Source organism: Phocaeicola sp. RTP21198st1_B8_RTP21198_201120, from assembly GCF_040929485.1.
GTDB classification, from domain to species: domain Bacteria; phylum Bacteroidota; class Bacteroidia; order Bacteroidales; family Bacteroidaceae; genus Phocaeicola; species Phocaeicola dorei.
On sequence record NZ_JBCOCI010000018.1, the window covers coordinates 44480 to 67461 of the forward strand.

A 22982-nucleotide genomic window follows, 5' to 3' on the forward strand; every position below is an offset into this window, starting at 1 on the left:
GAAATTTTAAAGGAGAAATATTTCTGATTATTCCATATACTTACTAAAAATCACTAACTTTGCACGTTACTGGTAGAAATAACAAAAAAAGACATCATACAATGGAAAATAAATTCAAAAGAACCACCGTCACATCCGCTTTGCCTTACGCAAACGGTCCGGTACATATTGGTCATCTGGCAGGTGTATATGTTCCTGCTGATATCTACGTGCGCTATCTCCGCCTGAAGAAAGAAGATGTTCTTTTCATCGGAGGCTCTGACGAACACGGAGTACCTATCACCATTCGTGCAAAGAAAGAAGGTATTACTCCGCAAGATGTGGTGGACCGCTATCATACCTTGATAAAAGAATCATTCAAAGAATTTGGAATTTCATTCGATATATACTCTCGTACTACATCAAAAACACACCACGAACTAGCTTCCGAATTCTTCAAAACCCTGTATGATAAAAGTGAGTTCATTGAAAAGACCTCCATGCAATATTATGACGAAGAAGCCCATCAGTTCCTGGCCGACCGTTATATTATCGGTGAATGTCCTCACTGCCATGCAGAAGGAGCCTACGGTGACCAATGCGAGAAGTGCGGAACATCTCTTTCTCCAACCGACCTGATCAATCCGAAAAGTGCTATCAGTGGCAGCCAACCTGTGATGCGTGAAACTAAACACTGGTATCTGCCATTGGACAAACACGAAGGATGGCTGCGTGAATGGATTCTTGAGAATCATAAAGAATGGCGCCCTAATGTATACGGACAATGTAAAAGCTGGTTGGATATGGGCTTGCAACCTCGTGCGGTAAGCCGTGACTTGGATTGGGGAATCCCTGTTCCTGTAGAAGGTGCTGAAGGAAAAGTACTTTACGTATGGTTTGATGCCCCCATCGGCTATATTTCAAATACAAAAGAATTACTTCCCGACAGTTGGGAAACTTGGTGGAAAGATCCAGAAACCCGTTTGATTCACTTCATCGGAAAAGACAATATTGTATTCCACTGCATTGTTTTCCCTGCTATGCTGAAAGCAGAAGGAAGCTATATCTTACCGGATAACGTACCTAGCAATGAATTCCTGAACCTGGAAGGTGACAAGATTTCCACTTCACGCAACTGGGCAGTATGGTTGCATGAATATTTGCAGGACTTCCCCGGCAAACAGGATGTATTGCGCTATGTATTGACAGCCAATGCCCCCGAGACAAAAGACAACGATTTTACCTGGAAAGATTTTCAAGCACGTAACAACAATGAGTTGGTAGCTGTTTATGGTAACTTTGTAAACCGTGCTTTAGTGCTGACTCATAAATATTTCGATGGGAAAGTTCCAGTTTGCGGTGAATTGACCGATTACGATAAAGAAACATTAAAAGAATTTGCAGACGTAAAGGCAGAAGTAGAAAAACTATTGGATGTATTCAAATTCCGCGATGCACAAAAAGAGGCAATGAACCTGGCACGTATCGGTAATAAATACTTAGCTGATACAGAACCCTGGAAACTGGCAAAGACTGATATGGACCGTGTAGCCACCATTCTTAACATAGCATTGCAACTAGTTGCCAATCTGGCAATTGCTTTCGAACCCTTCCTGCCTTTCAGCAGCGAAAAGCTCCGCCAAATGCTGAATATGGAAACATTTGAATGGGACCAACTGGGACGTACCGATCTGCTGGCAGAAGGGCATCAATTGAATAAAGCAGAACTGTTGTTCGAAAAGATCGAAGATGAAACCATTCAAGCACAAGTAGACAAACTGTTGGCTACCAAAAAAGCAAACGAGGCTGCCAGCTATAAAGCTAACCCGATAAAACCGATAATTGCTTTCGAAGAATTTGAAAAGTTAGATATCCGTGTAGGTACCGTATTAGAATGTGAAGTAGTGCCTAAAATGAAAAAACTGCTGAAATTCAAGATTGCTGACGGACTGGAGAACCGTACCATCGTCAGCGGTATCGCGCAACATTATAAACCGGAAGAACTGATAGGCAAACAAGTTTTATTCATTGCCAACCTTGCTCCGCGCCAATTCAAGAATGGACTGGTGAGCGAAGGCATGATTCTAAGTGCTGAAAACTTTGACGGCACCTTAGCAGTGACCTCATTATTAAGGGAGGTAAAGCCGGGCAGTGAAGTGAAATAATATACACCCAAATACAGAAAAGGCTGAAAGCAACTGAAACGTCCGCTTTCAGCCTGACTATTTTATAATCTATCTATAAAAATGGCAGAACAATCCTTGAAAGAAAAAACAGCAAAAGGCCTCTTCTGGGGTGGACTAAGCAACGGAGTACAGCAGCTGCTGAATCTTTTTTTCGGGATATTCCTATCACGCATTCTGAATGCCGAAGATTATGGCATGGTGGGAATGCTATCCATCTTCTCTCTTATTGCAGGTTCCTTACAGGAAAGTGGGTTCACGGCAGCCCTAGCTAACAAACGGGAGATCTCCCACAAAGACTATAATGCCGTATTCTGGTTCAGTACCGGACTAAGTGCCTGTCTCTACCTCATTTTGTTCCTTTGCGCCCCACTCATTGCCGAATTCTATCATACTCCCGAACTGACAGCTTTGGCACGATACACTTTCCTCGGTTTCTTTGTAGCCAGTTTGGGTATTGCCCACAGTGCTTACCTGTTCCGCAACTTAATGGTCAAGCAAAAGGCAATGGCGGTCACTATCGGATTAACTGCCTCAGGAACTATCGGTATAACTATGGCCTGCTTGGGATTTGCCTATTGGGGCATAGCCACACAAAGCATTGTTTATGTAGGAACTATTAATATCTGTTATTGGTGCTTCTCACCCTGGCGACCTACATTTACTTTCGATTTCAAGCCTTTAAAAGGGATGCTTTCTTTCAGCAGCAAATTAGTAGTAACCAATATATTCAACCACATCAATAATAATATCTTTACCGTTATTCTTGGTAAATTCTATTCGGGACAAGAAGTAGGCTATTTTACTCAAGCTAATAAATGGAATTATATGGGACATTCATTAATTTCAGGAACAGTCAACAGTGTGGCCCAACCTGTACTTTCCAGTTTATCGGATGAAAGGGAACGCCAACAACGCGCTTTCCGGAAGATGCTCCGCTTCACTGCCTTTATTTCTTTCCCGGCTATGTTAGGATTATCATTAATCGCACCCGAACTGATTATGCTGACTATTACGGACAAATGGTTGCCCAGTGCCTCCATCCTACAGTTGCTCTGCATCGGTGGCGCATTCATCCCCATAACCAATTTGTATTCCAACCTAGTTATCAGCAAAGGAAAATCGGATATCTACATGTGGAATACCATCAGTTTAGGCATTATCCAGTTAACAACCATGCTCCTGCTTTATCCATACGGTGTACATACCATGATTATAGTGTATGTATCCATCAATATCTGCTGGCTGTTTGTATGGCACTATTTTGTATGGCAACAAATACGGCTCAACTTGTTCGCAGCACTGAAAGACATCCTTCCGTTTGCCTTCATAGCTACTGCTGTAATGGCAGCTACCTATTATGTCACTATCGGCTTTGCCAATCTGTATTTATTAATGGCAAGCAAGATTATCATAGCCGGCACACTCTACACAGCCATCCTGTGGTTGAACGGCTCTGTCACTTTTAAAGAGAGTTTACACTATATAATCAAGAAATAATGGCTGCTACACGTCACTCCGGATTAGAATGTTTACGAATTATCAGTATCATACTGATTGTATCCATGCATATTCTAGGGAATACCTTCCACACCAGTAATTTGCTGAACAAAGAATTCATACTATTTGTCAATACATTGGGAAACACAGGAGTAACTTTATTCATTCTGATCTCAGGCTATTTCGGAATCCGTTTCAATACACATAAATTTTTCAAGATGCTGGTTGTCGTATGGTTTTATTCCATCGTTTCTTATCTGATCGAAACAATATGGCTTCACACTCCGCATACCTGGACAGGACTAGCCTCCTCATTGATACCGATACTTAGCAAAAAATACTGGTTTATGACCTGCTATGTAGTGCTTTATTGTTTCTCACCCTATTTAAACCGACTGGTTCAAAACCTCTCACAAAAAAGTTATGAACAACTACTGTTACTATGGGGATTCTTTTTTATATTTGCCCCGACAATCCTGTTTTTTGAAATTCAAAATGACACAGGTAAGGGAATTATCAATGTCACACTAGCTTATCTCATAGGACAATATCTGAAGGTCTATGGTCTTCCGGAAAACATGAAACGACATAGCTGGGATATTTTATCAGGGAGCCTTGCCGGTATTTTTATACTGAATTCCCTGCTTACAGCAATGAGTGGAAATATCATACTGAGATTCGCCCGAGATAATAATCTACTGATTATCATCGCCTCTATCATGGTTTTCTACCAGTTCACCCGATGGCATTTTTCATCCCGCATCATCAATTACCTAGCAGGATACGTTTTTGCCTTATATATGCTTCAAGGACTTCTTATCCACTGTTTACAACCCTGGTATACCCCTTATGCAGACAGCAATCTACTTGTTCTGTATTTTATGGGAACACTTGTTTCTATCTGTCTGACAACACTTGTTATAGAATGGAGCAGACGGCTGCTATTAGGAAAAATAGAAAACAAATTAGCAGATGCAATGGAAAGAAGAGGAGCAAAAATTAAAATGTTTACAGATAATCATTAAAACAATTATTTATTTCCGCAACTCATAATTTCAAAATCTCCAATGGAGTCCCTCCTATCTGAGCTGCCATATCCGAAAATGAACTCTGAAAAGAACCATATATTTTTTGTGTACGGGCCAATGTGTACATATCCGTGATACCCTCCCTTATTCCCTCCAAAGATCCACGGTCTGCCTTTTTTCCGGAACAGAATATCCGGTCACCATAACGCTCTTTCATCTCCCGCTTCACCTCTTCCGAATCTGTAGCCAAATAGATAGCCACCTTATCGTCCTCTTTTATCTCCTCATCCAGTTTCTGATAGAATAACTCGATAGGGCTTTGCCGGATAGAAGCCAGATTATCTGTACGACGGATATGCATACCAATCATGGTATCCGAAAAATTCCGACAACGGTTTTCCACCTCTTCCATAACCTCTTCTACCGGAACAAATAACCGACTGATCCATACATAATCATAAGGTTGAAAAGCGGTATATGATGCCATATAAACACAGCTACCTTCTTTAACCCACCGTTCAAAATCAAAATGCCGATTACATAAAGGAGTAATAGAACGCTCGTACAGGCAAGACTTGAAAAACAGTTTCTGAAACAAAAGCGGGAAATGAAAATTCCTGGAACGAGGTCTGTCCAACAATGCATAATCCAACTGCGAAGCATCCCGCAAACAGGCAATCTTCCTGTCCACAGGTTTGAACAATTGGCTAAACGGTGCATTTAGCGCCCAATCCTGAAACCAAACGATACTTAAATCACTATCACTCTTCGCTGCCAGTGTCACGGCCGAAGCCACCGCACGCATACGGTTAGCCAGTCCTCCTACCGGTACAAATGTAATTTTACCCATTCTCATTAAATTTTAAGGCAAATATAAACAACATCGCTTATAAATGCTAATTAATTACTACTTTTGCATAGTCCCCCGATAAACAAAAGAAATGAGAAAAAATATCGCAATCGTATTAGCAGGAGGTATAGGCAGCCGCTTAGGTCTGTCCACTCCCAAGCAATTTTTTAAAGTAGCGGGCAAAATGGTAGTCGAGCATACAATAGATGCTTTCGAAAGCAATCCGCACATCGATGAAATTGCCATTGTTTCCAATCCTTTTTATATTGCTGACTTTGAGTCCATCATTATCAAGAATGGATGGAAAAAAGTGAAGAAGATTCTGAAAGGCGGTCAGGAAAGATTTCATTCCAGCCTTTCGGCTATCAAAGCTTACGAAGGCAGCGATGTCAACCTGATTTTCCATGATGCTGTACGTCCATTGGTCAGCCAACGTATTCTAAATGATGTCATCAAAGCATTGGAAACATATGCAGCTATTGATGTCGCCATGCCTGCCACTGACACCATTATCGAAGTAGATGGAGATTTCATTCATCAGATTCCCGACCGGTCCAAACTAAAACGGGGGCAGACTCCACAAGCTTTTCATTTGGAAACCATCAGCCACGCTTATGAAATCGCCTTGAAAGACGAACATTTCAAAGTTACCGATGACTGTGGGGTTGTTGTAAAATATTTACCCGATGTACCTGTATATGTAGTTACAGGCGAGGAAAGCAACATGAAGCTGACCTATAAAGAAGATACCTACCTATTGGACAAATTCTTCCAGTTACGTAAAAGTGAGCTGAATGAAATTCCATTGAATGAAAGCCAACTGAAAGGCAAAGTAGCCGTCATCTTCGGTGGAAGCTATGGAATAGGAGAACATACAGCCCGTATGCTACAGGAGAAACAAGCAAAAGTATTCTGTTTTTCCCGAAGCATGAACGGTGTGGATGTAGGCAAAAAGGAACAAGTGGCCGATGCTCTAAAAAAAGTATTCTTACAAACCCACAGAATAGACTATATCATCAACACGGCTGGCGTCCTCAACAAAGAGCCTTTGATGAGTTCGGACTATCAAACGATATACAATGCGGTGAGCACCAACTATATGGGAACTATCAACGTAGCGATGGAGGCGTACGCCTATTTAAAAGAAAGCAAAGGGAAATTAGTTTTCTTCACCTCCAGTTCCTATACTCGCGGCAGAGCTTTCTACAGCATCTATTCCTCTACGAAAGCGGCCATTGTAAACTTTGTACAAGCTATCGCACAAGAATGGGAACCGTTTGGCATTGCTGTTAATTGCATCAACCCCGAACGTACCAAAACTCCCATGCGCGTAAAAAACTTCGGAACAGAACCTGAGAACACCCTATTATCAGCAGAAAAGGTCGCAATTGCCACCATACAGTCATTGGTTTCCGAATTTACAGGACAAGTAATTGATGTAAAAAGAAATGAAGTATGAAAAATGAATTTCTATCTACCTATGTAGCCAATAACCTGCGAGCCTGCCAACTGAAGCAACTCTTCATATTAGAAGAAATGGACCGTATTTGCCAAAAGCACCACCTGACCTACTGGCTGGACGGAGGTACATTATTGGGAGCCGTGCGCCACGGAGGATTCATCCCTTGGGATGATGATATAGATATAGGAATGCCATTGGCCGATATGCAAAAATTCATAGAAGTAGCTCCTGACGAACTATCCGAAGGGTTATTCCTCCAAACCCCACAAAGTGATCCTTCAAGCAAGGAACCGATTATAAAAGTGAGGGACTTGAACTCTCTGTATGTAGAATTCGGCGATAATTTTAATGCGGATTATCAAAAGGGGCTTTTTGTAGATATATTCCCATTTATTGATTACCCCAGCATACCCAAATCATGGGTAAAGAAGCTAACCAAAGGAATCTCCAAAAGCTATTCCATTCTGCATACGCAACATTATTATTCTCTACGTGCCTTCGCAGAATTCTTTTACTTCGGCACAAAATACTGGCTGTTCAAAGGAATATGGAATCTGCTTGGTCTGCTCTACAAAAAAGATACTTATCTTTCCAATGTTCTGATAAACAATGGATACGGTATCATGCACCGCAAAGACTCTGTATTTCCCATATCAGAAATAATTTTTGAAGGGAAACCATTCAAGGCACCTGCCAACCCAGATGCTTACCTGAAAGATTTATATAAGAATTACATGGACATTCCTCCCAAAGACAAACAGAAAATCCATGCCATTTATATTCACCCCGAATTGATAAAGAAACCATGAAACCGTTCCTTGTAGATGTACCCGTACTCATTTTGTTCTTCAACCGCCCGCAACAACTGTCACAAGTGTTTGAACAAGTCAGGAATGCCCGTCCCTCCAAGCTTTTCCTCTATCAGGACGGACCACGTGGCGAACACGACCTGCCCGGTATAAAAGCATGTCGTGAAGTGACAGATCAGATAGACTGGGATTGCAAAGTCCATCGCATGTATCAGGAGAAGAACTATGGTTGCGACCCATCGGAATACATCTCACAAAAATGGGCTTTTTCTATGGTTGACAAATGTATCGTATTGGAAGATGACGATGTGCCTTCCGTTTCTTTTTTCACATTCTGTAAAGAAATGTTAGACAAATACGAGCAAGACACCCGTATCACCATGATTGCAGGTTTCAATAACGAAGAGATTACTCCGGATGTACCATACGATTATTTCTTTGCCTCCACCTTCTCGATTTGGGGATGGGCCAGTTGGAAAAGGGTCATCGACCAATGGGACGAGCATTATACTTTTCTAGAGGATAAGTTCAATATGCAACAACTGGAGCAGCTCATTAAAGAACGGAAATTCCGCAAAGACTTTATCTACATGTGCCATCGCCATAAAGAAAACAACAAAGCCTATTATGAAACCATCTTCCACGCTTCCATGCTTTTCAACTCGGGACTGGCTATCGTACCTACCCGCAACATGATTAACAATTTGGGAGTCACAGCAGATTCCACCCATTTTGCCGGTTCTGTTCATACACTGCCCAAAGGATACCGCCGCATCTTCACCATGAAACGGTATGAAGTAGAATTTCCTCTCAAGCATCCCCGTTATGTCATTGAGAATGTAGCTTATAAAAAAGCCGTCTACCGCATCATGGGGTGGGGACATCCCTGGATTAAGATAGGACGTTCTTTCGAAGAATTATTTCTGAACCTGCGATACGGCAATTTTTCCATCATTACTAAAGCAATAAAAAACAGAATTAACAAATGGCTGAAAAGAGACCAACACCGGTAAAACCACTCACTATTTATTTTTATCACACCCGGTTAACCCGTGAAAGTTACGAGGAATGGAAAGATTATAAGTTTCCGGGACACATTCTCTACGGACTTCCTTTGCTGGAAAAATATGGCATCCGGTCGGTAATGCATAAATACAAAGCTTTCCCCGGCCGTCTAAGACTGATGCTCTATGCCACTAAAGAGATTCTGTGCTGCAAAGAGCCATACGAAGTACTCTACGGTACATCTTTCCGTGGACTGGAGCTAATTATCCTGCTCAGAGCATTAGGATTCTACCGCAAACCCATCGTCATTTGGCATCACACTGCCTTAAAAACTTCATCCGGAAAAATAAGAGAACATATCTCACGTTTCTTTTATAAAGGCATTGACCATATGTTCCTATTCAGTAAAAAATTGATTAAAGACTCATTAGCGACCGGGAAAGCTCCCGAAGAAAAGCTTCAGCTTATCCATTGGGGACCGGATCTCGCTTTCTATGACCATATTCTACAAGTAATGCCAGATCGGAAACCAGAAGGCTTTATCTCCACCGGGAAAGAAAACCGAGATGTAAACACTATGCTGCAAGCTTTCTGCGCCACCGAACAACAACTGGACTTGTACATCGCCCCCACCAATGGAAGTGTAAACTACCAACAGATTATTGAAAGCTTTTGTCTACCCGATTCTGTACAAGTACACTATACGGACGGTGTCATCCCATACTTATTGGCACAGAAAGTGGCACGAAAAAGCTGTGTTGTCATCTGCTGTATGGATTTTCCTTATACCGTAGGCCTTACCACATTGGTAGAAGCCTTTGCATTAGGCATCCCTGTCATTTGCTCACGTAATCCCAATTTTGAAATGGATATAGACAAAGAAGAAATAGGAATTACCGTAGCCTATAATGACGTGGAAGGCTGGATCAACGCCATTCATCGCATAGCCGACCATCCCGAAGAAGCCCAAAAGATGGGCGCCAACGCCCGAAAGTTGGCAGAAAAACGTTTCAATTTGGAAATCTTTTCCCATGAAATAGCAGAAAGCTTACTGGAAATATCTAAGATGTCCTCTAAAAAACGTACATTTGCATAAACTTTTATGCACATGAGAGTACTTATCATCAATACGTCTGAGCGAATAGGTGGAGCCGCCATTGCAGCCAACCGCCTCATGGAGGCTTTAAAAAACAACGGAATAAAGGCAAAAATGCTTGTACGTGACAAGCAGACCGACCAGATAAGTGTCGTTGAACTAAAGAAATCATGGTGGAAAGTATGGCAATTCATCTGGGAACGTGTCGTTATCTGGCAAGCCAACCACTTCAAGAAACATAACTTGTTTGCCGTTGACATAGCCAATACCGGCACCAATATCACAGTATTGCCCGAATTTACCCAGGCCGACGTCATTCATCTGCACTGGATTAACCAAGGTATGTTGTCACTGACAGATATCCGGCGTATCATCCAATCCGGCAAACCCATCGTTTGGACAATGCATGATATGTGGCCTTTTACCGGTATCTGCCATTATGCAGGAGATTGCGATAAATATGCCACACAATGCCACAACTGTCCGCAACTTTACAAAGGAAGCAGAAAAGACATAGCCTACCGTACTTTCCAGAAAAAGAAAAAACTGTTTGAAGGAGCACAAATCACCTTTGTAGCTTGTAGCCGCTGGTTAGAATCATTGGCTAAGAAAAGTGATCTGATTAAAGGTCAGACCATTACCAATATTCCCAATGCAATCAACACCAACCTGTTCAAACCTCGTGATAAAAAACAGGCCAGAGAAAAATGCCATCTTCCGCAAGACAAGAAGTTATTGCTTTTCGGCTCCGTAAAAATTACAGACAAGAGAAAAGGAATAGACTATCTGGTATCAGCTTGCAAACAAATTGCTTCCTCATATCCTGATTTTAGTAAAGAATTAGGTGTAGTGGTTTTTGGTAACCAAGCCGAACAATACACTTCCCTGTTTCCCTTCCCTATCTATCCGATGAATTATGTCAGCAACGAGAAGGAACTGGTAGATATCTACAATGCAGTCGACTTATACGTCACACCTTCTTTACAAGACAATCTACCCAATACCATCGTAGAAGCAATGGCCTGTGGTATTCCGTGTATAGGGTTCAATGTAGGAGGTATTCCACAAATGATTGACCACCTGCACAACGGTTATGTTGCCGAATATCAGTCTTCCAAGGATCTGGCAAACGGCATTCACTGGGCATTGACCGAAGGAGAATATGAAAGTCTGAGTGAGGAAGCCTGCCGTAAGGCAGTATCCAGTTATTCGGAAAGTACCATTGCCAAGAAATATGTTGAAATCTATAACAAGATTACAGGGAATCATGCATAACCATCATCCTCATCCCAAGTTTTCTATTATTACCGTCACCTACAATGCAGCAAAAGTGTTGGAGGATACTATACAAAGTATTGTTACACAAACTTATAAGAATCTGGAGTATATTATTGTGGACGGGGGATCAACAGATGAAACACTGGATATCATTCACAAATACCAGGAACATATCACCACTGTTATCAGTGAGCCCGACCAAGGTTTATACGATGCCATGAACAAAGGAATAAAATTGGCAACCGGAGATTATCTTTGTTTCTTGAATGCCGGTGATGGCCTGCACGAGGATGATACTTTGCTGCAAATGGTACATTCCATCAATGGAACAGCCCTGCCGGGAGTGCTATATGGAGAAACAGAAATAGTGGACAGTCAAGGGCATTTTTTATACATGCGCCACCTGTCTGCACCCGCAACGCTTACCTGGAAAAGCTTCAAGCAAGGAATGTTGGTTTGCCATCAAGCCTTTTTCGCCCGCCGTGATCTGGTAGAGCCATACGACCTGCAATATCGGTTCTCGGCAGATTTTGACTGGTGTATCCGTATCATGAAGAAAGCGGATGTACTCCATAATACCCATCTTACTCTTATTGATTACCTGAATGAAGGAATGACCACCCGTAACCATAAAGCCTCCTTGAAAGAACGCTTCCGTATTATGAGCCGTCACTATGGATGGGCAAGCACAGTGACACACCACTTATGGTTCGTTCTGCGCCTGCTCTACAAATAATCCGGAAGTCTGACTAATAACGGGACTCAATCAATTTTCCTACGGGCCTTTCTGACCTGCAAGAACAAGAACAAGACCAACACACAGGCCAATACACCCAATGCCACAAAAGCCACCGTTTCCGTAACATGCAGCGATTTCGGGTCGAACTTAAATTCCACTACATGCTTTCCGGCCGGCACATTCATTGCCCGAAGAATATAATCCGCTCTTCCGTGCGGCGCTTCCACACCATCAATATATGCCTGCCAACCGGGATAGTAAATTTCCGAGAAAACCACTGTTCCTCCAGTTTTGGAATTAACCTCATATTTCAAGTCATTAGGTTCGTACGCAGTCAGTTTGATTGTACTCAGTGTATCTGTTTCAGCTGCCGATTTTACCTCCGCACTGAATTTTTTATCTACGACAGCCGTTTTTGCCGGGTCTATCCGATGCAAAGCGTCTATCTCTTCATTGGCATTGTCCACATACTGCACCTCGTTTACAAACCAAGCATTGCCCAGCGTATGAGGATTCCGTATTGGGACGGTCTTTCCACCTTGCAGCGGAAAAATAAAGTAACGGGTATTCAGCATATTCAACACAGGAAATCCGGACGGAGCCACCTTCTGCATATCACCTCCCGCCTCCGAAACAGCCTTGAACACGCCATTCATCTCGGTACTGATATGCTCCTCTATCATTTCCTGATAGCGGCGCAGTTTGGCGGCATGATATCCACCGATGCTCTTATGCCAATAAGAAGTCGTATTTTCATTAAACGTATTGCCGGCTAGGTTCAGCACCCGGAAATCCAACGTTTTATCGGCCAATATTGCCTTATCCGTTTCGGTCGGTTTAAAGGAATTATCCTGTTGTACCTTTTCCACAAACTGGTCATCATACAAATAACGTTTGTTCACACTCCACATATCTGCCAGACAGAGGACAGCCAATGCCAGAATCGTCACCTTCGCTTTCAGCTTGCCCATGCCATATAACCAAAGAACTGCCGTACCTATCATAATAATAAAGAAGCTGCGCCATGCATCCGAAGTAAAGACACTCCGACGGATTTCTTCTAGATTAGCAAGTAACGGAGCCAGCTGATCTGCCGGAATACCCTGCAATGCCTGCATTTCCATGCTTGAAACATACGACGGGAAAAAGAAACCGGGAGCCAATGCAAACAATAAAGCGATACCACCTGTCAATCCCAGACTGATATAAAACGACCGGGCCCGTTCCTTAACCAACTGAGGACGTGCCATTACCTCCTTTAAAGCAAGGACAGCCAACAGAGGTATGGTAAACTCAGCAATGACCAAAATGGAAGAAACCGCACGGAATTTATCGTACATCGGGATATAATCCAAAAAGAAATCAGTGAATCCCATAAAATTCTTTCCCCATGACAGCAGGACAGACAAAACAGTAGCACTCAAAAGCGCCCATTTCATAGGACCTTTCACTATAAACAGTCCAAGAATAAACAGAAACATTACAAACGCCCCCACGTATACAGGACCGGATGTACCGGGTTGCTCGCCCCAATACTGGCCTATCTGGCTATAGATGCTATTATACATAGGATTCGCCTTTTCCATCGCCTTTTCGTTAGCTGCTAAAGGTACGGAAGCGCCACCTTTCACATTAGGAACAAGCAAAGAGAAAGTCTCACCGATACCGTAACTCCACTGAGTGATATAATCTCGTTCCAGACCACTTTTAGTCTGATTATGACTATCCGGTTTCACCAGCTCACTCTTTCCACGCATCGTTTCCTTACTATACTCATACGTATGATATAAGTTGGATAGATTTATGCAAACTCCCAAAATACCGGCCATCAACAACACCCCAGTTGCTTTCAGAAATTGCGGCATTTCCTTCTTCTGCCAAGCATCCACTCCAAACGCAACCGCCATAAAGAGCATGACAAATAGAAAATAATAACTCATCTGCACATGGTTCGACACTATCTGCAAAGCAACAAAAACCGCTGTCAGCAAACCGCCTGACAAGTATTTTCCTCTATAAGCCAATACCATACCGGCTATAGTGGGTGGAATATAGGCCAAGGTTACAAATTTCCAGATGTGTCCGGCAGCTATAATGATGAAAAAATAAGAAGAAAACGCCCACAACACAGCCCCCAATGAAGCCAGCCAGACCGAGAAATCGAATGCACGCAATAATATATAAAAGCCCAACAGCATGACAAATACATACCACACATAATTCGGGAGATACAAATGATACAACTTCTCCACTCCCTTCAGGGTATCCGTAGAATCATAACTGGGTGCCATCTGATAAGTAGGCATACCACCAAAAATCGAATTAGTCCAGCGCGTACGCTCTCCCGTACGTTCCAGATATTCTTTCGCTTCTTCACCAGCACCAATGCCCGCCACAGAGTCATGTTGTGAAAGGATACGCCCTTCTGTCACTGCCGGGAAAAAATAGACGAATGAGATGACAGCAAAGAGGATAATCACTACTATATCAGGTAGTATTCTTTTAAATAAGTTCATAAGTATATCTGTTTATTAACGTTGCAAAGATACGATATACTCTGATAAAATGCGTACATTTGCAGCCATAAATAAAGTTGAATTATGAAAATAGGAATTATAACAGCCATGAGTTCCGAGCAGAAACAAGTAGCGCAACTGCTCGAAAACAAGAAAGAATACACCGAAGGTCCTTTCCAATATACTGAAGGCAGCATTAGAAATAATACCATTATCCTGATGAAATGCGGAATAGGTAAAGTGAACGCTGCTGCCGGTACTGTAGAACTGATCCGTACCTTCCAGCCCGACTGTGTCATCAGCACCGGTGTAGCAGGAGGTATAGACAGCTGCCTGAAAATAATGGATGTTGTGGTGAGCCGACAAATTGTATATCATGATGTATGGTGTGGAGAAGGCAATGTGTATGGACAGATACAAGGACTTCCCGCCCGATTCGAAGGTAATGCTACATTGTTTGATTGCGCCATGTCACTGGATACTCCGACCGCCATTCATGGAGGCCTGATATGCAGTGGAGACAAATTTATCACCGACCGTTCCGAACTTAACGATATTAAAGAAAAGTTCCACGAAGGGCTGGCAGTAGATATGGAATCGGGAGCCATCGCCCAAATCTGTTATATATATAAGGTACCGTTCATCAGTTTCCGTATCATCAGCGATACACCGGGAGCCGACAACCATTGGGAACAATACACAAATTTTTGGGAGACTATAGCCGACCGTTCCTTCGAGGTCACTCATACCTTCCTTTCCTCATTACCAGCTAATTTATAAAAACGAATAATATGAAAACAATACCCAGTTTTACCATTGATCATATCCGCTTGCTTCGCGGTATCTATGTATCCAGAAAAGACGAAATGGGCAGTGAAACGGTCACCACCTTTGACATCCGCATGAAAGAACCTAACCGGGAACCTGCTTTGGGACAAGGAGCCTTGCATACTATAGAGCATCTAGCTGCCACCTACCTACGTAACCACCCTATATGGTCTGACAAAATTGTCTACTGGGGACCGATGGGATGCCTCACTGGCAACTACCTGTTGATGAAAGGCGATTTAAAATCAGAAGATATTGTAGAACTGATGCAGGAAACGTTCCGCTTTATAGCCAATTTTGAAGGCGAAGTTCCGGGAGCCGCCCCTAAAGATTGCGGTAACTACTTGCTTCATGACCTGCCTATGGCCAAATGGGAGTCGGCCAAATATCTGCATGAAGTATTGGAACACATGACAAAAGATAATCTGTATTATCCTACTAAAGAGTAATTCTCTACAACAGAACAGTAGAAACGTAATAACAGAAAATAGAAAAGCCGCTCTCTGAAAAGAAAGCGGCTTTTCTTTAAGTCCTTTTCAATAAAGATTGAATTACTTACGTAATCCTAATGCTTTAACAATAGCACGATATCTTTCGATATCACGATTCTTCAGGTAGTTCAACAACGCACGGCGTTTACCTACCAAAGTTGTCAAAGCTCTTTCAGTGCTATAATCTTTTCTGTTGAGCTTCAGGTGCTCAGTCAGGTGAGAAATACGGTATGAAAACAAAGCTATCTGCGCTTCAGCTGAGCCAGTATCAGTGTTAGACTTTCCGTACTTTTCAAAGATTTCTTGTTTTTTAGCTGCATCTAAATACATAATTCTTAGATTTTTTGATATATAAAATTTTCATTTAGCGGGTGCAAAGATAGACATTATCTTTTATATCACAATGAATTAGAGCGATTTATTTTTTAAATAATCTTCTATCTCTTTTACTGTCGCATCTTTCAGCAACACCTTTTTGTCCTTATCCAACAGATAAAGAGCAGGCATCGCTTTCAAATCATAGCATTCTTCGGTCAGTACCGTCAATTCTTTATCATAGCTGTTGATCCATCCATCAGGAATTTCATTCTGGTGTTTCGTCCATACTTCACGGTCTTCATCGGGATAGAAAGCAAGAATTTTCACTTGTTTCATGATGTGGGGACTGTTCAATACAGCAGAGGTCTTCATTGTCGCCAGTGTTTCGGCACAACCATGACAATCCGGATTATAGAATAACAATAAAGTGTAAGGAGTGCAGATATCACGCATACGTTTCTGCATTCCCGAAGGCAAGGTATAAATAAAATCAGCGGCAATACTGCCCACCTTGTTCATACCAATCAATTTCAAATCATGTTGGGCACGGCTCCGAGCAGCCTCATCGGTCAGCGAAGAAGCAGACAGGAAACGGCAGACAGGCTCATAAAGCTCCTCATTCCGAAGGGGAGAATTCGGATCAAACAAGTATCTGCGGAAAATTTCCACAAAATAACCAAACATTTTTTTCTCCTGCGAAGCCTGCTGCATAATCCGGATTAAACAACTGTCCGACAGGGAAGATGGCACACGGTTCAATAAGTCCATGTAATCTACCAAAGCTTGTTCTGTGATATCCGGTACATGAATATAGGCGGTATCCTTAAAATTAAAATGATCCCAGTAATGCTGTACCATAAAGTTCAGCCGGTCTTCCGGGGATTGCAACATAATAGGGACCTCCGGCAAAGTGAAAGTCAACGATTTATTATCATCATTCACAGATAGAGATTTTTGTTTTTTGCCATCACAAGCGATAAGCAAAAAACAGCACAAGACTCCAATCCATATATCAGTTTTTCTCATACGCTTTTAATTAGGCATTGCACCTTTTACAAAAGTAGAAGGAATTCTCTGAAAAGCCAAATTACTTCGAAATTACTTTATCTCAGCCAGCCACTCATGAAATCCATTGTGAGGGGTATAATGTAATACATATTCCGTTTTGCTGTAGCTGATAATATTTTCGTGCGAAATCCGGCTTACATCCACTTCTGCTTTTGCCAGCCACAAAGTATCCTCCATGACATAACACCCTAAGGACACTCTCAGCATCATCTGGCTCAGGTAGAAAGCAGACTGTTCATAAGCATACCACTTTCCATCCTGTTCCCAATAGATATATATCAAGTCGGAATTGCTCAGCTCCCTTTCTAATATGGTCACTACCTCTCACATAGGAGTTGGCGGTAATCGTTTTTAATCAATATCATCTCAGTGTCTGAACACAGGGCAACAAACCACGGACCGTTCAGCAGTTTGTTCAGGTCTACTTCTACCTTGTCTAACATAACACCGTAGAAAAAACATGCCTCTTTCAGTTTCAAGGCCGCCTCACTAAGTTTGCTTAAGGATTTGGCGGAACGATGGTAAGCATACCAGCGCCCTTCCTCTTCATACAGATAAACTTCCGATTTACTACATGATTCTTTGTCCATTATTTCCAGTAGGTTGTTCATACTATTTAACATCTTTTACACAACGAACTTTTAGATCAGCATCAGTAGCATGGACAGTTACATTGGTTCCTTGGAACCAAAAACCATAAGAAGACCTATAAGCACCATTTGCTTTACTTCCTGAATAGTCCGTGCGGCAGGTAACATAACCACTCAACAGATTGTTTGCGCTCATCAGACCCAGTTCTTTCTGATTAGGCATTCGCCAAATTCCTTTATCAGTTTTTCCGCTATCCTCATAATAGTATTTACAAGGATCATATTCCGGTCTTTTCTTATTCTTAATCGTATAATAATTATTATTCCATCCACCATCCACCATCTTTTGTTTTAGATAGTCTTTAGACACTTGTATCCGTGAAGACAATCCATTGATTTCATCACGCTCCAAATGGATATCTATAGTTTCTGTAGTCCCTTTGGTTGCAGTCAAACCTGTCAATGTAAATATATTGTCACTATACTGATAGAATTTATTCGCTTCGTACAGTCCGTCGTCTGATGCCAACGTACGCACACAGCGAACCAAATTCGCATGTTGCCAACCGGTATTAACCTCTTTATTACTTGTGGACAACCCTTCTTCAGCCCAAAAAATGCTATTGGTACCGGTAGAAGCCGTGAAATAGTGATATTTAGCATTCTCTTTGTCATTATCATTGAGCGTGCTCATTTTAGCCCTAAACAAGCGGGCGTCCGGGTCAACGCTATTCAATGCACCCTCGCCATACCACAATCCGCGATACTGATCAACAGAGGCCATATACCATTTTACCTCATTAGCTTCAATCGTGCCGTTTCCATTCAAATCCCGGTTACGGCTCATACATGCCCGTACCGCCTGTTGGTACATGGGTTGCCTCCCGTCTGCCGGTACAATCATATTAGTGTCCGGATACCATGATTTTTCCTTGTTGCTTTGTACGGCACTGTTACGGGCATTCCAAGCATTAGGATTCTTGTGCTCACCCAAATTATTCTTATTCAAATAATAAGCAGTAGACAATTCTTCCTCGGTTATATTCTCCGTTCCATAAGGATAACCATTGAAACCGAAATGATAGAACGTAGTAATGGAACGCTGAGAAAGACTGTAACGCACTTTTGCATAAAGACTCTTCCTGTCCGTGCTCACCGACAACTGATTGGCAATAAGTATGGTACGAGGCGCACAATTGGAATAGACAGTCCATGATTTCCCTTTATAATAGTTTTCGTCCACGAAACAGGTGTAATAAGCGTATCCATCATTTGAGAATACTTCATCTTGATTGCTATCCGCATTTTCGTATAATGCCTTCAACATAAAGAACACATTAACCCAAGATGCGCCATATTTATTTGCATACTCATTATTGTCACCCGGATATTTGGCAACGGTGGTTAAACTCTGTCCTGAAATTCTGTTTTTAGAAACATTGCGTACAAAACGCAGCCATCCATAATCATCCTCTCCATTAAAAAGGCTCTGCCCGCTTATCGGACGGATTGTTCCTCCATCAAACGTAGCCAATTGTACATCACCTTCGGCATTAAAGATTCCCCCATCGGTAACATACAAATTCTCCGTATAACCGAAAGGTGTTGAGATTCTTACTATATATCCTTTTCCCGCCTCTTTCAGCGTCTTTATATTTTCCCGAGAGAATGTCAGCACTCTGGCCTCATAATGAGCGTCCAAATCAAAAGACTCTCCTCCTTCACTGTCAATCACCAATCCTTCCACATAGGGGTTGTCTCCCTCGACTTCCGCTTCCACTTTGATATCCTCGACACCGTTTACTTTCACCTTATATTTATAAGAGTAATTCCGGCGTATATTGAAGTCTTCAAGACTTCCGGTATTACTGAAGTTGCCAAAATGGATAGTATACGAAACCTCCCCGATAGTGGTGCCTTTCTTATAATTTCCACGAATCACGATATAGGAAGAATTATCCGGTGCATTATCGAACGATTTCACGTCATCCGTATAGGTATTCGTTTCACGATCCTTCCACATCTTTATCTCACCTCCCCGATAGGAACGGATATTCTCGGGAAGATAAAAAGTTAACGTTTCCCCGGCCATACCAGAATAAGATGACTCGACATCTGCGGTAGTAGCGTCAGCTGTACCATTCACCAACTTTCCACCGACAGCCACATTATGCAATTCATACGTACTGGGAGTGAAAGTTACTCCGTTACCGGCCTCGATGGTAAATGTATTCTTCGCCAATATTCTGTACAGTCTTATAACGTTGCTTTCGCTTATAACACCGGCTCCATTGGTTCCGGCAGTAATTGTAACAGCCTTGCCCCCATTCAGATAACCGGACATCATGAACTGTCCGTCGGTAGGATTAGGGGAAATAATGTGGCTGGCATTACCATACTGGCGTTTAAAGTCTATTGCAAGGAACTCGTCTCTTGTCAATGAGGAACCTGCCACATCCGCTTCATCAATTCCCGTCAATTTATTTTTGTCTGCGTCATCCAAGTAATAAATTGTACTGTTCAAGTTGGCAAGAGCATAGATATACGCTTCACCGGTTATTGCCTTTACAGTAACGGTTTCCGGTCCGGAAGTCGGTATAGGACTCGACTCTGTAGCCACCAGCTTTTTATATCCTGTCAGTTCTCCTGCCGCATTAAACACATAAAAGTGTAAATCATTCAACCTGTTTTCAGCAGTACTGGCGCGCGAAACAATCACTTCCTGATTGGTCTGCAACTGACAATTCAACTGCAAAATCACCTCTTTATTCTCTTCACCGGCAGAGTAAGCTATTTCCTCTTCCGAGCAAGCCCCCACGCCTATCAGTAACGAAAGGCAAAGCGCCATATATTTCAGTTTATTTTTCATATATAGTATCCTCCACAGATTATTTTCTTACATCACCGTCACCAAAATCCAATTCGCCATTATCAACCTCTGTCCAATCCATTACTTGATATTGAAGTTCTGCATCTATCTCGATCGTACTCAGTTTAATATTGAACAGGTATGAATGGTTACGGATTACATCAAATATATCTCCATCTCCATTCGTCCGGAATTTAATAGTTCCCACTTTGGCTTTGTTATGATAGGTATAATGAACCGTCAATGAAATTTCATTCCCACCTGTAGTATTCACCTTTTCCGGCAGATAAATTTCATTTTCATATGCTGTCGTCACCTGCAAGCCGTCATAAGTAATAGTCTGATTCTGTGCTCCGGCAGGAATAGAAGGATATATATATTGAACCGTTTCCACCGGATTTGGAGTTTCCGTTGAAACACAATAGCCTTTGTCGTTGGCATTGTTCACTATTATCTTTGTGATAGTGAATCCTTGATATCCATCCTGCATATTCACCCAAATGCCCACCTTTGCTACAGCACGATAAAGGTTGCAAGCCAAGTCCACTCCCGTACCGGGTACAGCTGTCAAATTGCTGCTTCCCCACATCGGGATAGCTCTTTCTGCAAGTTTCCAAGGTATCGTAGATCCACCATAATGATAAACCAATTCTTTATAAACTTTGGCGATATTACTTCCTTTCTTTGTTTCCAGAAAATTACGTATAGCCGCTCCGGTCGTATAAGACGCTATCTTATTGTCTTTCAAGTTAGCCAGAACAACCAGTTTCACTTGTTCGCCACCGACCGTTCTCAACATGGTTCCTTCCAGCTGACGAGTATAATAGTTGTCACCTTCAACAGGATTGCCTAGTTTCAAATCCTGTACTTGATACAAAAAGTTATCATTTGCATCAACGACCAATACATATACATCATCCGCAGTCATGGCACTTTGTTCCACTGTGGTATAATCTAAATCACCTGGTTCGCTTGCGGCCCGTCCGCCGAAATTGGAGAATGCCAGTGTAAGGCGTACCGGTACCTTCCCGCCATCCGTAGCCTTTGCCACCTCCTCGTCCTTTGCACACGACGATAGGTACAAGCCGCAGAGCACCGCCATTAGTATATATGATAACCATCTTTTCATAGATTCTATTTTTTGTTCGTTGTTACATATCCATCTCGTTGAAGCGTACCACCCAGTCATTGATAATGATGCTGGTGTTAATCCACTTCATGTTCTCGTCCAGGAAGAAAGTCATGTTGTATTCGTCCTGACGATCCAGATATTCCTGCTGGGTCATGTCGTGACCTTCGGCCTCGGTGAGCAATAGGTATTTTACCAAGGGGATGGAAAGTACGGTCTCGCCCGTATCCTTGTTGGTGATGGACAGGCGCGGATTTTGATCCACCATCAGTCGGCCTACGGTAATCTGGGCGATGGCCACGCTGATATTGCTATCCTCAGTATCGCCCTCGGCACGTGCGCCTTTTGTGTCCATGTCCGTGCTTCCTTGAGCGCGGTAATAGGGATAATATGTTAATGTTTCGTCTTTCAACAGCTTGTTGTCATAGTTCATCAGGCCGTTGTCGTCCGTAATCGTGAATTCAAAGTTATCGACATCTACAGTCACTCCGTCCATTTGCTGGAGAATGATGCGGATGCTGTTGGTATTCTTCACCAACGGCACTGTCACCACCTGCGAGGTGGCAGCCCTGGAAAAGGATTGCTTGGTCACTTCGCCGTGCCACAACGAAGAAAGCTTGCTGTTAACGATAGCCGTTCCGTCTTCCGCACGGCTGTACATTCTGTCCATCTTGCATTGCAGCTCGTCCATCGAGGATTCTCCCGCGGTAACCAAAGGTACCGAGAATGAAGCTTCGTTATTCAAGCCCGCCCAAGTGATAAGATGATAGTCACCTGGTTCCAAATCTACTTTCATGGTATATCCGTCTTCACCCAAAACGTCACCTTCTTCCGTCTTCTGATACACCAATTTGCCGTTATCGTCAAAAGCATAAAGCGTAACAGTCCCCACCTCGCGTGAGAAAGCATCGGCATACTTCATGTTATAATCATATTTGAACTTCACTCTGTACTCTACAGAGCAATCCACATCTTCTTCATCGAGTATGCTGCCGCACGACACAATGGCACTTCCCAATGTCATCGCCATCATTAGGCTGAAAGAGAGTTGTCGGGCGAATGTTTTTACTGTTTTCATGCTTTTGTTTTTTTAATGTTAGAATATTAAAGAGAATAGCAGGGAGAGGAGGAACACTCCTCTCCTGCTTATATAATAGGGTTATTAATCCTTAATTCCGCAACACTATTATAAATTAAACTTTTTAAGTACCTGAGCAACAAAAAGTTGCTCAGGATTTTGCCAT

General features: G+C 42.4%; 20 protein-coding genes. 11 read left to right on the forward strand and 9 right to left on the reverse strand.

From position 1 onward, the window contains the following. Positions 1–101: 101 nt before the first annotated feature. From metG to AB5935_RS09485, 3 genes are all read left to right on the forward strand, one after another. Positions 102–2144, forward strand: coding sequence for a methionine--tRNA ligase (gene metG / locus AB5935_RS09475; RefSeq protein ID WP_008672518.1), 2043 nt, complete (start codon positions 102–104; stop codon positions 2142–2144). 81 nt (positions 2145–2225) lie between these two features. Further along, a complete protein-coding gene (locus AB5935_RS09480; RefSeq protein WP_038611960.1) occupies positions 2226–3662 on the forward strand; it encodes a lipopolysaccharide biosynthesis protein in 1437 nt (478 codons plus the stop codon). Further along, positions 3662–4687, forward strand: a complete 1026-nt coding sequence (locus tag AB5935_RS09485) for an acyltransferase (protein WP_007839148.1) — start codon at positions 3662–3664, stop codon at positions 4685–4687. Before AB5935_RS09480 ends, AB5935_RS09485 begins: the two co-directional genes overlap by 1 nt. A gap of 22 nt (positions 4688–4709) precedes the next feature. On the opposite strand, the gene AB5935_RS09490 is transcribed toward AB5935_RS09485, so the two are convergent. Further along, positions 4710–5540 carry a glycosyltransferase family 23 protein gene (locus AB5935_RS09490; protein ID WP_022185671.1) on the reverse strand — a complete coding sequence of 277 codons (831 nt, stop codon included), beginning with the start codon at positions 5538–5540 and terminating at the stop codon, positions 4710–4712. Positions 5541–5631: 91 nt separating this feature from the next. Here AB5935_RS09490 and AB5935_RS09495 point away from each other — a divergent pair, with 91 nt between their 5' ends. The 6 genes from AB5935_RS09495 to AB5935_RS09520 are packed head-to-tail and all read left to right on the forward strand — an operon-like array spanning position 5632 to position 11926. Continuing rightward, complete coding sequence (locus tag AB5935_RS09495; RefSeq protein WP_007839150.1) at positions 5632–6999, forward strand: bifunctional cytidylyltransferase/SDR family oxidoreductase; 1368 nt, start codon at positions 5632–5634, stop codon at positions 6997–6999. Then, on the forward strand, positions 6996–7811 hold the full coding sequence (locus tag AB5935_RS09500) for a phosphorylcholine transferase LicD (RefSeq protein ID WP_368327411.1): 816 nt from the start codon (positions 6996–6998) through the stop codon (positions 7809–7811). The genes AB5935_RS09495 and AB5935_RS09500 overlap by 4 nt, the downstream gene beginning before the upstream one ends. Continuing rightward, complete coding sequence (locus tag AB5935_RS09505) at positions 7808–8824, forward strand: hypothetical protein (RefSeq protein ID WP_007848181.1); 1017 nt, start codon at positions 7808–7810, stop codon at positions 8822–8824. Before AB5935_RS09500 ends, AB5935_RS09505 begins: the two co-directional genes overlap by 4 nt. Continuing rightward, a complete protein-coding gene (locus AB5935_RS09510) occupies positions 8797–9912 on the forward strand; it encodes a glycosyltransferase family 4 protein (RefSeq protein ID WP_007839155.1) in 1116 nt (371 codons plus the stop codon). Before AB5935_RS09505 ends, AB5935_RS09510 begins: the two co-directional genes overlap by 28 nt. 12 nt (positions 9913–9924) lie before the next feature. Then, a complete protein-coding gene (locus AB5935_RS09515; protein ID WP_007841327.1) occupies positions 9925–11187 on the forward strand; it encodes a glycosyltransferase family 4 protein in 1263 nt (420 codons plus the stop codon). Next, positions 11180–11926 carry a glycosyltransferase family 2 protein gene (locus AB5935_RS09520; protein ID WP_038611968.1) on the forward strand — a complete coding sequence of 249 codons (747 nt, stop codon included), beginning with the start codon at positions 11180–11182 and terminating at the stop codon, positions 11924–11926. Before AB5935_RS09515 ends, AB5935_RS09520 begins: the two co-directional genes overlap by 8 nt. Before the next feature lie 26 nt (positions 11927–11952). On the opposite strand, the gene AB5935_RS09525 is transcribed toward AB5935_RS09520, so the two are convergent. Further along, positions 11953–14445 (reverse strand): YfhO family protein, encoded by a 2493-nt coding sequence (locus AB5935_RS09525; protein WP_038611972.1) that lies wholly within the window; start codon positions 14443–14445, stop codon positions 11953–11955. Between the two features lie 84 nt (positions 14446–14529). Between AB5935_RS09525 and AB5935_RS09530 the strand changes: the two genes are divergently transcribed. Both AB5935_RS09530 and AB5935_RS09535 read left to right on the forward strand, forming a co-directional pair. Then, positions 14530–15225, forward strand: coding sequence for a 5'-methylthioadenosine/adenosylhomocysteine nucleosidase (locus AB5935_RS09530; RefSeq protein ID WP_007833680.1), 696 nt, complete (start codon positions 14530–14532; stop codon positions 15223–15225). An 11-nt stretch (positions 15226–15236) separates the two neighbouring features. Beyond that, positions 15237–15722: an S-ribosylhomocysteine lyase gene (locus AB5935_RS09535; protein WP_007841330.1), complete on the forward strand. Its 486-nt coding sequence runs from the start codon at positions 15237–15239 to the stop codon at positions 15720–15722. A gap of 102 nt (positions 15723–15824) precedes the next feature. On the opposite strand, the gene rpsO is transcribed toward AB5935_RS09535, so the two are convergent. From rpsO to AB5935_RS09570, 7 genes are all read right to left on the reverse strand, one after another. Beyond that, positions 15825–16094 (reverse strand): 30S ribosomal protein S15, encoded by a 270-nt coding sequence (rpsO, locus tag AB5935_RS09540; RefSeq protein WP_005844439.1) that lies wholly within the window; start codon positions 16092–16094, stop codon positions 15825–15827. Between the two features lie 78 nt (positions 16095–16172). Next, the gene (locus AB5935_RS09545; RefSeq protein ID WP_007833682.1) at positions 16173–17108 is read right to left on the reverse strand and encodes a DUF5106 domain-containing protein; all 936 of its coding nucleotides are present in this window, start codon (positions 17106–17108) and stop codon (positions 16173–16175) included. A 72-nt stretch (positions 17109–17180) separates the two neighbouring features. Continuing rightward, entirely contained in the window at positions 17181–17468 is a 288-nt protein-coding gene (locus tag AB5935_RS09550; protein WP_008654357.1) for a hypothetical protein, read from the reverse strand. Further along, the gene (locus AB5935_RS09555) at positions 17468–17761 is read right to left on the reverse strand and encodes a hypothetical protein (protein WP_008654355.1); all 294 of its coding nucleotides are present in this window, start codon (positions 17759–17761) and stop codon (positions 17468–17470) included. Before AB5935_RS09555 ends, AB5935_RS09550 begins: the two co-directional genes overlap by 1 nt. A gap of 1 nt (position 17762) precedes the next feature. Further along, positions 17763–20609 carry a fimbrial protein gene (locus AB5935_RS09560; protein WP_038611976.1) on the reverse strand — a complete coding sequence of 949 codons (2847 nt, stop codon included), beginning with the start codon at positions 20607–20609 and terminating at the stop codon, positions 17763–17765. Positions 20610–20628: 19 nt separating this feature from the next. Beyond that, positions 20629–21738, reverse strand: a complete 1110-nt coding sequence (locus tag AB5935_RS09565) for a FimB/Mfa2 family fimbrial subunit (protein WP_008654353.1) — start codon at positions 21736–21738, stop codon at positions 20629–20631. A gap of 22 nt (positions 21739–21760) precedes the next feature. Further along, the gene (locus AB5935_RS09570) at positions 21761–22816 is read right to left on the reverse strand and encodes a FimB/Mfa2 family fimbrial subunit (RefSeq protein WP_008654352.1); all 1056 of its coding nucleotides are present in this window, start codon (positions 22814–22816) and stop codon (positions 21761–21763) included. Between the last annotated feature and the right edge of the window lie 166 nt (positions 22817–22982).